The 13831-nt window shown below is 72.1% G+C and carries 13 protein-coding genes; 7 read left to right on the forward strand and 6 right to left on the reverse strand.

Going from position 1 to position 13831, the window contains the following annotated elements; genetic code table 11:
• Nucleotides 1–72 precede the first annotated feature (72 nt).
• Entirely contained in the window at nt 73–2385 is a 2313-nt protein-coding gene (locus tag MWU75_RS14935) for an acyltransferase family protein (protein WP_247092250.1), read from the forward strand.
• Nucleotides 2386–2395: 10 nt separating this feature from the next.
• Here MWU75_RS14935 and MWU75_RS14940 read toward each other — a convergent pair whose 3' ends face one another.
• Genes MWU75_RS14940 through MWU75_RS14965 form a run of 6 tightly spaced genes read right to left on the reverse strand, consistent with a single transcriptional unit; the run spans nt 2396 to nt 7402 of the window.
• On the reverse strand, nt 2396–3202 hold the full coding sequence (locus MWU75_RS14940) for a bifunctional allantoicase/(S)-ureidoglycine aminohydrolase (RefSeq protein ID WP_247092251.1): 807 nt from the start codon (nt 3200–3202) through the stop codon (nt 2396–2398).
• Nucleotides 3199–4548 carry an allantoinase AllB gene (allB, locus tag MWU75_RS14945; protein WP_247092253.1) on the reverse strand — a complete coding sequence of 450 codons (1350 nt, stop codon included), beginning with the start codon at nt 4546–4548 and terminating at the stop codon, nt 3199–3201. Before allB ends, MWU75_RS14940 begins: the two co-directional genes overlap by 4 nt.
• The gene (gene uraH, locus MWU75_RS14950) at nt 4538–4834 is read right to left on the reverse strand and encodes a hydroxyisourate hydrolase (protein WP_247092255.1); all 297 of its coding nucleotides are present in this window, start codon (nt 4832–4834) and stop codon (nt 4538–4540) included. The genes allB and uraH overlap by 11 nt, the downstream gene beginning before the upstream one ends.
• Nucleotides 4834–5331 carry a 2-oxo-4-hydroxy-4-carboxy-5-ureidoimidazoline decarboxylase gene (gene uraD, locus MWU75_RS14955; protein ID WP_247092257.1) on the reverse strand — a complete coding sequence of 166 codons (498 nt, stop codon included), beginning with the start codon at nt 5329–5331 and terminating at the stop codon, nt 4834–4836. The genes uraH and uraD overlap by 1 nt, the downstream gene beginning before the upstream one ends.
• Complete coding sequence (pucL, locus tag MWU75_RS14960) at nt 5328–6191, reverse strand: factor-independent urate hydroxylase (protein ID WP_247092259.1); 864 nt, start codon at nt 6189–6191, stop codon at nt 5328–5330. Before pucL ends, uraD begins: the two co-directional genes overlap by 4 nt.
• Entirely contained in the window at nt 6188–7402 is a 1215-nt protein-coding gene (locus tag MWU75_RS14965) for an aldolase (protein ID WP_247092260.1), read from the reverse strand. The genes pucL and MWU75_RS14965 overlap by 4 nt, the downstream gene beginning before the upstream one ends.
• A 564-nt stretch (nt 7403–7966) precedes the next feature.
• Here MWU75_RS14965 and MWU75_RS14970 point away from each other — a divergent pair.
• The 6 genes from MWU75_RS14970 (at nt 7967) to MWU75_RS14995 (ending at nt 13782) form a co-directional block, all read left to right on the forward strand.
• On the forward strand, nt 7967–9187 hold the full coding sequence (locus MWU75_RS14970; RefSeq protein ID WP_247092262.1) for an ATP-grasp domain-containing protein: 1221 nt from the start codon (nt 7967–7969) through the stop codon (nt 9185–9187).
• Complete coding sequence (locus tag MWU75_RS14975; RefSeq protein WP_247092264.1) at nt 9177–10139, forward strand: hypothetical protein; 963 nt, start codon at nt 9177–9179, stop codon at nt 10137–10139. Before MWU75_RS14970 ends, MWU75_RS14975 begins: the two co-directional genes overlap by 11 nt.
• Entirely contained in the window at nt 10136–11320 is a 1185-nt protein-coding gene (locus tag MWU75_RS14980) for an alpha/beta hydrolase-fold protein (RefSeq protein WP_247092266.1), read from the forward strand. Before MWU75_RS14975 ends, MWU75_RS14980 begins: the two co-directional genes overlap by 4 nt.
• 21 nt (nt 11321–11341) lie before the next feature.
• The gene (locus tag MWU75_RS14985; RefSeq protein WP_247092268.1) at nt 11342–11908 is read left to right on the forward strand and encodes an NYN domain-containing protein; all 567 of its coding nucleotides are present in this window, start codon (nt 11342–11344) and stop codon (nt 11906–11908) included.
• A 9-nt stretch (nt 11909–11917) separates the two neighbouring features.
• A complete protein-coding gene (locus MWU75_RS14990; RefSeq protein ID WP_247092270.1) occupies nt 11918–12538 on the forward strand; it encodes a flavin reductase family protein in 621 nt (206 codons plus the stop codon).
• Nucleotides 12539–12816: 278 nt separating this feature from the next.
• Entirely contained in the window at nt 12817–13782 is a 966-nt protein-coding gene (locus MWU75_RS14995) for a hydroxymethylglutaryl-CoA lyase (protein ID WP_247092272.1), read from the forward strand.
• Nucleotides 13783–13831: the final 49 nt, after the last annotated feature.

Genomic DNA, 13831 nt, shown 5'->3' on the forward strand with positions numbered 1-13831 from the left:
GCGCCATACTGCACAGCTATGGGCCCCTAAGTTGGGGCCCATAGGTGTGTCCCGCCCCGGGAGGAGGTTGCGTTGTCGGCCCAGACCAACGAGCCCGAGTCCCCTCCCGCAACCTCCGCCGACCCACCTGGCACCAGCACCGCCCGACACGGCCCCGCCGCGGGCACCGACCTGCTGGAGCGACCGGTCGCCCCCGCGCGCACCGCGCTCCCCGAGGCGACACCTGACCTCCCACGCCGGCGGCGCAGGGGCCCGTCCGACCTGGACCCCCGACCAGGACACATCCACGGGCTGGACGGCATCCGGGCGCTGGCCATCATCGGCGTCCTGATCTTCCACTTCACCCCGACCGTGCTGCCCGGCGGCTTCCTGGGGGTCGACGTCTTCTTCGTGCTGTCCGGCTTCCTGATCACCACCCTGCTGCTGCGTGAGATCAGCCGCCGGGGACGGCTCAACCTGCCGCAGTTCTGGCTCCGCCGGGCCCGGCGCCTGCTCCCCGCGCTGGTCACCGTCGTGGTCGTGAGCATCGCCGCGGCGCGCCTGGCCGGGGGTGACCTGCTCGTCAACATCGGGCGGCAGACCCTGGGCGCGATGACCTTCAGCACCAACTGGGTCGAGGTCGCGGCCGGCGCCAGCTACTTCGACAGCACCTCGCCGCTGCTGTTCGTCAACTTCTGGTCCCTCGCCGTGGAGGAGCAGTTCTACCTGCTGTGGCCGCTCGCGCTCGTCGTGGTGCTCGCGGTCACCCGCACCTCCCGGCAGCGGATCGGCATCGCCCTGGGCCTGGCCCTCGGCTCGGCGCTGCTGATGGCGGTGCTCTTCAGCCCGGGCCAGGACTCGACGCGCGTCTACTACGGCACCGACACGCACCTGTTCGGCCTGATGCTCGGCGTCGCGCTCGCCTTCGCGTGGGCCGCCCCGCACCGCCTGGGGCTGCATACCCGCGCGTGGCGCCGGTGGCGGATGCCGGCCGTGCTGACCGCGCTCGTGGTCCTCGTCGTGCTGATGTCCCGCCTCACCGACGCGCACCCGTGGACCTACCGTGGCGGCATACTCCTGGCCTGCGTGGCGACCGCCGTGCTCATCGCCGGCCTGCTCGAGTCGCCCAGCGGCTGGCGGCGGGCCATGGAGCTGCGCCCGCTGAGCTATCTGGGGGAGCGGTCCTACGGGATCTACCTGTGGCACTGGCCGGTGCTGATGATCGTGGCCGCGCTCTTTCCGTATGCCGAGGGCACCCTCCGCGGGTATGTCACCCTGACCGCTGCCCTGGTGCTCACGCTGGTGCTGTCCGAGCTGTGCTTCCGCTATGTGGAGACGCCGGTGCGCACGCACGGCTTCCGCGCCTGCTATGCCGCGGTCCGCGAGCGGGTGTCCGGCCCCACGCGGGGGGCGGTCACCTCGGCCGTGGCGGCGATCACCGTGCTGGCCGTGGCGCTCGCCGGTGTCGCCATCGCCACGGCGCCGGAGAAGTCGGAGACCCAGCTGGCGATCGAGGCGGCCGAGGCCGACCTCAACACGGCGCCGGTCGACGCCCCCGCGCGGGTGTCGCTGGCCGGCGGTGCCCTGCTCGGGACCACCTCGGTCGAGGACACGGGGGTTGAGGACACGGGGGTTGAGGACGCTGCGATCGGGGGCGGCGCGGTCGATGGTGCGGGTGACGCTGGGTCTGGGGAGTCCGTCGGCACGCTGGGTGAGGGCTTCCAGTCGGCCATGGACCGGATCATCGCCCGGCCCGGCGGCGACGGCACGGGGTCAGGCTCTGCCGACGACCCGGACGCTGCGGATCCGGGCGTGGGGCAAGAGACGGACCCGGCGGAGCAGACCGGGGATCCGGCCGAGCAGCCGGCTGAGGTCGCGGTGCCGGAGGGCTGGCACGAGGACGAGGAGGGCCTGCTGGTCCCCAACAGCAGCCGCCTCACCGCGATCGGTGACTCCCTGGTCGTGACCAGCGCCGACGGGCTGAAGTGGCGCTTCCCCGAGATGAACTTCGCCGCCAAGTCCAACCGGCAGTGGAAGGACGCCAACCCCGTGCTGGAGGCAGCGCTGGCCGAGGGGACCGTCCGCGACAACGTCATCGTGCACTTCGGCACCAACGCCGGCGTCAACGAGAAGCAGCTGCGGCAGTTCCTGGACACCCTGGGCCCGGACCGCAACGTCGTGGTGATGAACCTCTACGGCTCCAGCACCTTCACCCCGTCCTCCAACGAGACCATCGAGGAGGTCGTCGCCGACTATCCCAACGCGGTCGTCGGCGACTGGCAGGGCACCATCGAGCAGCAGCCCGAGGTCCTGCAGTCCGACCGGATCCACCCGGACATCGAGGGCATGCACGTCTACGCGGGCGTCGTCGCCCGTGCCTTCGACGAGCTCGCCCGCCGGGGCTAGTCTCTGCGGGCTAGAGCCGGGCGTGCCGATTGACGTCCTTGTAGAGCAGGTAGCGGAAGGGCCCCGGGCCGCCGGCGTAGCAGGCCTGCGGACAGAACGCTCGCAGCCACATGAAGTCGCCGGCCTGGACCTCGACCCAGTCCTGGTTGAGCAGGTAGACCCCCTTGCCCTCGAGAACGTAGAGCCCGTGCTCCATCACGTGGGTCTCCGGGAACGGGATCGACCCGCCGGGCTGGAAGGTCACGATGTTGACGTGCATGTCGTGGCGCACGTCGAGCGGGTCGACGAAGCGCTGCGTCGCCCACGCCTGCGTGCCGGGCATCGGCTCCGGCGCCACGTCATCCTCGTGCGTCACGAACGGCTCGGGCACGTCGATGCCCTCGACGTGCTGGTAGGCCTTCCGGATCCAGTGGAAGGTGGCGCTGGCCCCCGACTCGTTGCGCAGGGACCAGCCCGCCCCGGGCGGGAGGTAGGCATAGCTCCCAGGCCGCAGCACGTGATCGGTGCCTCCGAGCCGCAGGACCGGCGAGCCGTCGACGACGAACAGGACCGCCTCGGCGCCCCCGTCGTCGTCCGGGCGGTCGCTGCCACCGCCGGGGGCGACCTCCACGACATACTGACTGAAGGTCTCGGCGAAGCCGGACAGCGGCCGGGCCAGCACCCAGGCGCGCGTCGCCCGCCAGTGCGGCAGCTGGCTGGTGACGATGTCGCGCAGGGTGCCGCGGGGGAGGACGGCGTAGGCCTCGGTGAACACCGCCCGGTCCGTGGTGAGCTCCTCCTGCCCGGGCAGGCCGCCGCGGGGGACGTAGTAGGTCATGCCTCTCCTCTCCGGAGCAGCCGCCCGCGGGGGACGGCGCCGGCGTCGGCCGGATCCACGAGTATGCCGTGCAGCCAGGTCGCCCGGACCACGCCCGTGAGCGTGTGGCCGGCGTAGGGGGTGTCGGGGTTGCGGTGGTGGAGCAGGGCCGGGTCCACCGTGAACTCCTCGTCCGGGGCGAGCACGCACAGGTCGGCGTCGTGGCCCACCGCCAGCCGCCCCTTGCGCCGCAGACCCACCAGGTCGGCCGGGCCCTGGCACATCCACCGGGCGACGTCCACCAGCGTGTGGCCCCGGCGCCGGGCGTGCGTCCACACGGCCGGGAGCCCCAGCTGCACGGAGGCGATGCCGCCCCAGGCCTGCCCGAAGTCGCCGGTGTCGAGGCACTTCAGGGCTGAGGTGCACGGAGAGTGGTCGGAGACGACGGCGTCGATGCTGCCGTCGGCCAGCCCGCTCCACAGCAGGTCACGGTTGGCGGCGCCGCGGATCGGCGGGCAGCACTTGAACTCGGTGTGACCGTCGGCCACGTCCTCGTCGGCGAGCGTCAGGTAGTGCGGGCAGGTCTCGACGCTGAGCCGCGTGCCCCGGTCGCGGGCGGTGCGGAGCGTCGGCAGCGCGTCGGCCGCTGACAGGTGGACGACGTGCACGCGGGCACCGGTCTGCTCCGCCGCGGCGACCAGCCGCTCGATCGCGACCTGCTCGGCCCGCGGCGGACGGGTCGCGACGAAGTCGGCGTAGGCCCGGCTCTGCAGCGGCCTCGCGTCGATCTCCCCTTCGTCCTCGGCGTGGACCAGGAGCAGCGCGTCCAGCCGGGCCAGCTCGGTGAGCGCCTCGCGCAGCCCCGCGTCGTCGAGGTGGCCGAACTCCTCGACGCCGGAGGGCAGCAGGAAGCACTTGAACCCGAGCACCCCGGCGTCGTGCAGCGGCTCGAGGTCGGCGAGGTTGCCGGGGACCGCTCCGCCCCAGAAGCCCACGTCCACGTGCACCCGCCCCCGCGCCGCCTGCTGCTTGGCGCGCAGCCCGGCCAGGGTGGTCGTGGGCGGCACCGAGTTGAGCGGCATGTCGACGATCGTGGTCACCCCACCGGCGGCCGCGGCCCGGGTCGCGGAGTCGAAGCCCTCCCAGTCGCTGCGGCCGGGGTCGTTGACGTGGACGTGGGTGTCGACCAGCCCGGGCAGCAGCACCTCGTCGTCCGCGAGGACGACGTCGGGCTCCTGGCCGGGCGGGAGGACAGCGTCGAGGGTGGCGATCCGGCCGTGCAGTATGCCGAGGGTCACCGGCCGCTCCTGCTCGCCGACGACCGCCCGCTCGGCTCGGACGACGCGGTCGTAGGGCTCAGCTGCCACGGTAGGTCGAGTACCCGAACGGGCTGAGCAGGAGGGGGACGTGGTGGTGCTCGTCGGCGGTGATCCGGAAGGCGACGACGACCTCGGGATAGAAGGGTCCGTCCAGGTCGAAGCGCAGCCGGTAGCTGCCCGTCGGCAGGTCGCCGCCGAGCGCCCCGATCCGCCCGTCGTCGTCGGTCACCCACTCCGCGAGCGCGGTGCCGTCCGCGTCCAGCAGCGTGACGGGGACACCCCGGGCCGGTCGCCCGGTGGCGGTGTCGAGGACGTGGGTGCTCAGGGTTGCCATCAGACCAGGACCTCCTTGGCGCGCAGCAGCGCGATCTGCACGAGCTGCTCGATCGTCTCCGCGCGCTCCTGCTCGTCGGTGTTCGTCAGACGGATCCGGAGCTGGTCGAGGACCTGTTGCCCGTCCCGGCCGGCCGCGCGGATGATGAAGACCCGGCCGAACCGCTCCTCGTAGGCGCGGTTGCCCTCGAGCAGCGCCCGCGCCAGCTCCTCGTCGGAGCGGTCAATCGCGGACTGCTCGCGCTCGGAGTGAGTGGCCTCGTGGCGGTCGGCGTCAGCCCGCTCCCCGATGCGCGGGTGGCGGGCCAGGGCCAGGGTGAGCTCCTCGTCGGTGATGGTGAGCGCCGCGGACCGCATGGCGGCCTCCAGGCCGGACCACTCCGCATACTGCCTCCCGGCCACCACCTGGTGGGCCCAGCGGGGGACGTCCAGGCAGGTCAGCAGGCGGGCCCGGGCCTCGTAGGCGGCCAGCTCGTTGAAGGCGCGGGGGTCGGTCATTCTTCGTCCCGGGTGACGGTCGCCTCGATCAGGCCGTAGGGGCGGTCGGCGGCGATGAAGACCTCCCCGTCGTTGGCGACGTCGAAGGGGGACAGGTCGACCAGGAGGTGGTGCTTGTTGGGGGCGCTGAAGGAGATCTCGGTGATGCCGGGCTGCTGCTCGAGGACGGCGCGACCCATCAGCCACAGCGTCTCCTGGAGGGCGCGGCTGTAGGTCGTCGCGAAGGTCTCCAGGAGCGTGGCGCGGACCGCGGTGTAGGTGCTGTTCCAGTCCACGTCGAGGCCGGACCATCGCCAGGTGGCCGTCAGCGACGTGGCGAGGATGCGGTCGTCGGCCTCCGGCAGCGTCGTGTAGTCGTCCTTGAGGAACCCCTGGAACTCCGAGCCGGTGGACTTCAGCAGGACCAGGTCGGTCAGGCCGGAGGTGACGCTCGCGCCGTCGCGGGTGCGGTCGACCTCGGTGGTGCGCACCTCGCCGCCGCGCCGGACGAAGGCGTGGTCGTGTCCGCCGCCGTCGGGACCCACGGGGATCCGGTCCCAGGCGTACTCCTCGACGCGCGTCCGGCAGCCGGTCGCCGCGGGCGAGGCGTCCAGGAGCCGCTGCCCGAGGGCCAGGGCGTAGTCCTCGATCGAGGCGACGCCGTGCTCCTTGGCGTAGGCGAAGGCGGTGTTCTTCTGGGTGTCCGTGGGCAGCACCGCCGACTGGTCGCCGTCGACGTGCGCAGCCTCGAAGTCCCCGCGCAGGGACGTGGAGACGTTGAGGTCGCGGATCTCGTGGCGCTCGGAGTCGCGCACGATGCGCACCACCCGGCTCTCGGACTTGCCGTAGCGGTTGGCTCCCAGGCGGATGCCCATGCTCATGCTCCTCTCACAGGACGCCGGGCCATCGCCCACAGCGTCTCGGTCTGCAGACCGGTGGCCCCGACCACCTCGGACTCATCCAGCGCCCCGCAGTCGAGCCCGCGCACGACGAAGTCGGAGAGCGCCCGGGCGGTGGCCGGCTCGTCGAGGACCGAGGACTCCTCCCGGCGCACGTAGGTGCCCAGCCGCTCCGCCGCCGTGGCGAAACCGTCGCGGAAGTAGCGGTAGGTCGCGGCGTAGCGGGTCGGCAGCTGGGCCGGGTGCAGGTCCCAACCCTGGTAGAAGCCGCGCTCCAGGGAGCGCCGGACCAGGCGCAGGTGCTCCTGCCAGCCGGGGACCAGCTGGTCGCCGACCGGCAACCGGTTGGTGGAGCCGTCGGAGAGGCGCACACCGGTGCCGGCCGCGGCGACCTGCATCACTGCCTTGGCGTGGTCGGCCGCGGGGTGGTCGAGGGCCTGCTGACCGGCGGCGATCCCGCAGGCCGCGCTGTAGTCGTAGGTGCCGTAGTGAAAGCCGGTCAGCCGCCCCCGGGCGGCGGAGACCATCGGTGCGAGCAGCACGCGGCCGTCGGCGCCGAGCACCGACTGGGGTGTCTCGACCTGGACCTCGAACTGCAGCCGGCCGCCGAGGTGCTCCTCGAGGCGCTCGCAGACGTGCGCCATCGCCTCGACCTGCTCGACCGCGGTGACCTTGGGGAGGGTGACCACGAAACCCTCGGGCACCCGGCCGAGCGCGTCGAGGAAGAGGAGCAGGGTGCGGACCCCGCGCGCCCGGGTGGCCGCCTCGAAGCTGCGGATCCGGAGGCCGGTGAACGGTGGGGCGGCACCGTCGTCCAGCAGCACCGCCAGCGCCCGGCCCGCGGCCGTGGCCGCGTCGTCCTCCTGCGCATCCGGCGGTGTCCCGTAGCCGTCCTCGAAGTCGATCCGCAGGTCCTCGATCGGCTCGCGGTCGAGCTTGGCCCGGACCCGGTCGGCGAGGTCCTCGTCCCCGTCGATCACCGCGCGGAACTCCTCGGCGTGCTCGCGGACCACCTGCGCCGCCTCGCGCCCCAGGTCGTGGACCGCCCGCTCGTGGAACCGGTCGGCCGGGAGATAGAAGGTGTGCACGGGCTGGCGTCCTGCGCGCTCGCCCGGATAGTGCTGCGCCAGCGCCGCATCGGCGTCGGCCAGCAGCTCGTCCAGCTCAGCGGTGAGCGGGCCCAGCAGGTCCATCCCCAGACTCTAGTGGCCCGTCCACCACCTCGACCGAGCGTGGGACGGAGAGACCCCAACCCACCGGGCACGGGGCGTACCCCCAACCCCACCAGGAGCGTCGTGCTGCTGCCCCCCAACCCCACCGGGGCCCGGTCGGTGCGAGCAACATGCCGTCGGTGTCATGGCCCGGTGCTCGCGTCGACGGCGATTTGCTCGCACCGATCGTGACGGTGGCGTGCACCGATCTCGCCGACCGGGTGCACTGGCGCCGACCCGGTGCACTGGCGCGGACCGGGCGTCGTACGGCTGCCACCGCCCCACCGGGCGCGTCGCGCTGCTGCCGTCAGCCCCCACCCAGGCGTCTTCGAGCGCCTCGGTGATCCCCAGGCTGGCTGCAGTCGGCCCGAAGAACACGTGGGCGCTCGAAGAAGGCGGCGGTCCGGCCAGGCAGGCGTGCGGGAGCTGGTTGTCGGCGGCGCCGGCCCCACCAGATCGAGTCCGCTCGTATCGCGATGACCCGCTCGCTTGACAGGCCCCGCCCGGTCAGTGTCGCGACCTCGCGATCTGTGGCAGGCTCGACCCGTGAACATCGTCTTCGTGGAGCCACACTTCCCACGCAACCAGCGCGAGTTCGTGCGGGCGCTGGCGGAGGCGGGCGCGAACGTCCTGGGGGTGGGCGAGACACCCGCCGACTACCTGGACGACGAGCTGAAGTCCTGGATGGGCCACTACGAGCAGGTCGGCTCAGTCACCAACGTGGAGGCCATGACCGACGTGGTGCGCAGGCTCCAGGGGATGGTCTGGGTCGACCGGCTCGAGGCGACCATCGAGGCGCACACGATGCCCGCCGCGGTCGTCCGCGAGGCGACCGGCATCCCGGGCACCTCCGTACACACCACGTGGCTGTGCCGCGACAAACCGTCCATGAAAGAGGCCCTGCGTCAGGCGGGGGTGCCCACGGCCGCCTCCACGGGAGCCTCGAGCCTGGCGGAGGTCCGCGAGTTCGCCGAGCGGGTGGGCTACCCGCTGATCCTCAAGCCGCGCGACGGCGCCGGGGCCGCCGGCACCAGCAAGGTGGAGAGCGACCGGGAGCTGGAGGCGGCGCTGGCCCGCTTCGGACCCGGCACCACCTCGATCGCCGTCGAGGAGTTCGTCGAGGGCCACGAGGGCTTCTACGACACGATCAGCGTCGACGGGCGACCCCAGGTCGACTTCGCCTGCCACTACTTCCCCAACGTCCTGGAGGCGATGCGCACCCGGTGGATCTCCCCGGTCTACATCTCCACCAACCGGATCGACGGCGGCGGACTCTACGACGAGATCCGCGTGATGGGGCAGAAAGTCATCACCGCCCTGGGCATCGGCACCTCGGCCACCCACATGGAGTGGTTCTACGGCCCGAAGGGGCTGAAGTTCAGCGAGATCGGGGCCAGGCCGCCCGGGGTCGGCTGCTACGACCTCTACTCCGCCGGCAACGACATGGACACCTACCGCGCGTGGGCGGACGCCATCGTGCACGGCCAGGTGTTCACCCGGCCCAGCCGCAGCCACTCCGCCGCGATCATCGCGCTGCGCCCCGACCGGGACGGGCGGATCACCGGCTACTCCGGCCTGGAGGACGTCGAGAACCGCCTCGGCCGCTGGATCATCGACGCCCACCTGCCCCCGGCCGGCACCCCGACCCAGCCGGTGGAGGCGGGTTACATGGCCAACGCCTACATCCGGATGCGGCACCCCGACTACGACGTCCTGCACTCGATGCTGGACAACGTGGGCCAGGTCGTCCAGGTCCATGCCGGCTGAGGAGGCGCCGCACTCGGAGCACTCCGCCTCGGTCACCCTGCTCGGCCCGCAGCGCCAACCCCGGGTCGACGCGGTGCTCGAGTCGCTGCAGCTGCGCGGGGCCCGCGCGGCCGTCATCAACGCGGGGTGGCGCGAGCGGGAGCCCGAGGACGAGCTGCTCATGTCCCTCACCTCCGGCAACGCCGTCAACCTGCGGCTCTGGCACCGGATGCAGGAGGTCTGGGAGGCCGACCCCGAGTTCGCCGCCGCCGACCAGCAGCGCCGGATGCTGCTGGAGGAGATGCAGGACCTCTACGTCATCGCCCTGGACCACGTCGTCGACGCCCTGCGCACGATGGCCGAGCGCGTGCCGCGGTCGATCCAGGTGCAGCGGGTCGCCCTCGGGGACGCCCAGCAGATCATGCGGGAGATCGACGAGCGGCACCTGGCCCGGGTCAACGAGATCCACGCCGACTTCTGGGAGCGGTGGCCCCCGCACGAGCGGCGCGCCGTCCAGCTGCTGCGCCAGCTCATCAGCAAGGACCTGGCCGATGCCGAGGTCGTCCTGATCCCCGGCGGGCACGTGGGGGTGCTGGTCGGGGCTCTGCACCTGTTCAACATCGCCCCCCAGCTGCAGGTCCCGATCGTGGCGTGGGGTGCGGGGGCGATGGCGCTGACCGACCGGGTCGTGCTCTTCCACGACCGGGCCGCGCACGGCCCCTCGGTCAGCGAGATCTTCACCCAGGGGCTGGGGCTGGTGCGCAACACCGTCGCCCTGCCGGGCGCCCGCGAGCGGCTCGACCTGGGCAACCCGGCCCGAATGGGCGTGCTCGCCCGCCGCCTGGCCCCCGCGCGCTGTCTGTTGCTGGACGCCCGGGTGCGTGTCGACATACTGCCCGGTGGTGAGCTGCCCGAGGACGCCCCGGTGCTGGCCGATGACGGCGCCGTCACGACCCTGGGGCAGGTCCGGTGAGCGTCTCGCTGCCGGGACAGCCGGTGCGGGGCACGCCACGGGGCAAGCTGGCGATCAACCAGTTCCGGGAGCGCGAGCACCTCGACGAGGCCGCCGTCGACGCCTTCCTGCACGAGCGGCAGGTGCCGATCATCGAGGGGGCCAAGTGCACCTTCCTCTACCGCGGGCAGGCCGACGAGGTGCATCTGCTGCACCGCATCGTCAACCAGCCGCAACGGGTGCCGCTGCGCCGGATCGAGGGCACCGACCTCTGGTACGTCATCGTCGAGCTGCCCTACGGCTCCCGCGTGGAGTATCAGCTCGAGCTCTCCAACAACGGCCACACGGTCCGGGGCAACGACCCCCTCAACCCGCAGATCGCGCACAGCCCGGTCGGGTCGTCCTCGGTGTGCCAGGCCTTCGGCTACCAGACCCCGGAGTGGACCCAGCACGACCCGGACGCCCGCCCCGGCGAGCTGCACGACCTGACCCTGCCGTCCAAGGCACTGCGCCGCGAGACGCACAACCGGATCTACCTGCCGGCGCGGTTCCGCACCAGCTCGGCCTACCCGTTGCTGATCGTGCACGACGGCGACGACTACCTGAACTACTCGGCGATGAAGACCGTCCTGGACAACGTGATCCACGACCTGGACATGGCCGAGACGATCGTCGTCTTCTCCAACCCCGGCGACCGGATGCGGGAGTACCCGAACTACGCCCCGCACGCCCGGCACCTCGTGGCCGAGCTCATCCCGCACCTGGAGGAGCACTACCCGGTGATGCGGCGCCCGGAGGGGCGGGCCCTGATGGGTGCCAGCTTCGGCGCGGTCGCCTCGATGAGCGTGGCCTACCGCAACCCGACGATGTTCGGCTCGCTGCTGCTGCAGTCCGGCTCGTTCGTCTTCACCGACATCGGCGACGACCACGGCGGTGGCCCGGCGTTCGACCCCGTCGTGAAGTTCATGAACCGCTACCGCGCCCGGCCGCGCAAGGTGGCCGACCGGCTGTTCGTCTCGTGCGGGGTCTACGAGCCGCTCATCGTGCCGAACCGCTCGATGGTCCCGGTCTGGGAGAGCACAGGGAGTACCGTGCGATACGTCGAGGCGCGGGACGGCCACTCCTGGGAGAACTGGCGGGACCGGCTCCGCGACGGGCTGTCCTGGATCTACCCGGGGCCGCAAAAATTCGTCTATGAATAGTTGAGACCCACGGAGGTCACTGTGGATGACCACACCCAGCCCACGGCATACCTGCTGGTGGACGGCGAGAACATCGACGCCACCCTCGGCACCTCGATCCTGGGCCGGCGGCCCGAGTCGCACGAGCGACCCCGCTGGGACCGGCTGCTGCAGTTCACCCGGGAGAAGTGGGGTGGGTCGCCGCGTGGGCTGTTCTTCCTCAACGCCTCGACCGGGATGCCGATGTCGTTCATCCAGGCCCTCAAGGCGATCGGCTACCTGCCCGTGCCGCTGTCCGGGCCCGCCGACGAGAAGATCGTCGACATCGCGATCCAGCGGACCCTGCAGGCGATGACGCAGCGTGCGGGTGATGTGCTGCTGGTCAGTCACGACGGCGACTTCCTGGAGGACATCGAGCCGCTGCTGGGCGGGGACCGCCGGGTGGGTGTCGCGGCGTTCGCCGAGTTCCGCAACAGCGGCTTCACCCACCTGCTGGACCAGGGGCTGGAGTTCTTCGATCTGGAGTATGACGTGCGCGCCTTCACCGCACCGCTGCCCCGCATCCGGGTGATCCCGATCGAGGAGTACGACCCGCTGGCTTTCCTCTAGGAGGGGAGTATGCCGACCGGCCCGGTCTCCCCGCGCGTGGTCTATCGACCGGGCGAGGAGGGCGTCAATGCGTATCGCCTGCTGATCTCGGTCGTGCTGCCCCGGCCGATCGCGTGGGTCAGCTCGCTGGACGCCCACGGGGTGGGGAACCTCGCGCCGCACTCGTTCTTCTCGGTGGCCTCGGCCCGGCCGCCCGTGGTGTCGTTCACCTCGGTCGGTCGCAAGGACACCCTCGCCAACGTGCTGGCCACCGAAGAGTTCGTGGTCAACATCGTGAGCACCGAGCTGCTCGAGGCGTGCAACGGCACCAGTGCCGAGGTCCCGCCGGCCGTGGACGAGGCGCTGCTGCTCGGCATCGAGCTGGAGCCCAGCGCGGTGGTGGGGCCGCCCCGGGTCGTGGCGTCACCGGCGTCGATCGAGTGCACCCTGCACGCGACCGTCGAGGTGGGCGACAGCGTCGTGATCCTCGGTCTGGTGCAGGCGATCACCGTGCAGGGGCGGGTGCTGCGCGACGGCCGGGTCGATGCCCGGTCGCTCGACCCGCTGAGCCGGTTGGGCGGCCACCAGTGGGGCACGCTCGGTGAGATCCGTGAGGTGCGCCGGCCCCGACCCGAGGACGTGCTGCCGTAGTGATGCGCGGGTTCCGCCCGTGCGCGGCACGTGCGAGGCTCGCGGAGGCAGGGCCGCTGTTGGTGCGCGACCAACTCACCGTGCACCATGATCATGAGATCGCCCCCACGCGGGCCGGTCGCTCGCAGGCGGGGCCGATCGCACGCAGGCGGTCGCTGCGCGGTGGGCACACCCACGTTCGAAGGAGCTGGTGATGGTGGAGCTGGTGATGCGGGAGTTGGTGCGAGGTCGGTGGTGGTTGCCGTGGCGGCCGTCCGCGGGGCACGGGGTGGTCTGAGATGAGCACCCTGGCGGGGCTGCCCGACGCGATCCGGTTGGTCGAGGTCGGGTTGCGGGACGGGCTGCAGGCCGTGCCCGAGCCGATGCCGACCACGGAGAAGGTCGCGGTCGTCGAGGGTCTGATCGCCGCCGGCGTGCGGGAGATCGAGGCGGTCTCCTTCGCTCACCCCAGGGTCCTGCCGCAGCTGGCGGACGCCGAGGCCGTGATGGCGGCCGTGCCCCGCCTGGACGACGTGACCTATCGCGGGCTCGTCCCGAACCTGCGCGGCGCCCAGCGGGCGGTGCCCTGCGGTCTGGACGAGTGGACGCTGGTCATCGCCGCCGACGAGGAGACCAGTCTGCGCAACCAGCGCCGCACGGTCACCGAGATGCTGGAGGAGCTCGGCGCTGTGGCGGCCTTGGCGCGGGAGCACGGGGTGCGCCTGGTGGTGGCCGTCGCGTGCGCCTTCTTCGCGCCGGCGCGCGGCCCGGTGCCGCGGGAGGAGTACCTGCGTGCCGTGGACGCCGCGGTGGACGCGGGTGTGCCCGCGCTCTACCTGGCCTGCACCACCGGGCAGGAGCACCCCGGTGAGGTCGGTGACCGGATCGCGGAGGTGCGCGCACGGCATACTGCCCTCGAGGTCGGGGTCCACCTGCACAACCGCAACGGCTTCGCCCCGGCCAACGCCATCGCCGCCATGCAGGCCGGCGCCGCCTGGCTGGAGGGAAGCTTCTGCGGGCTCGGCGGCGACCTGTGGTTCCCCGGCGACCCGACCGTGCTCGGCAACGCGCCGCTGGAGGACCTGATCCACCTGTGCGACAGCCTCGGGGTTGCGACGGGGATCTCGCTGGAGAAGTACCTGCCGGTGGCTCGTCGGGTCGAGGAGCTGACCGGGGTGCCCAGCACCTCCTTCGTCGCCCGCGGCGGCAGCCGGAGCGACCTGGCCGCCGCCGAGTGGCCCGACAGCCCGCAAGGATCCGCCTGATGCGCGGCTGACGGCCGGCAGCCCACCGTGACCTGCCGGCCGTCAGGGT

Origin of the sequence: Ornithinimicrobium sp. F0845, assembly GCF_023015765.1 — a bacterium.
Lineage (GTDB): Bacteria > Actinomycetota > Actinomycetes > Actinomycetales > Dermatophilaceae > Ornithinicoccus.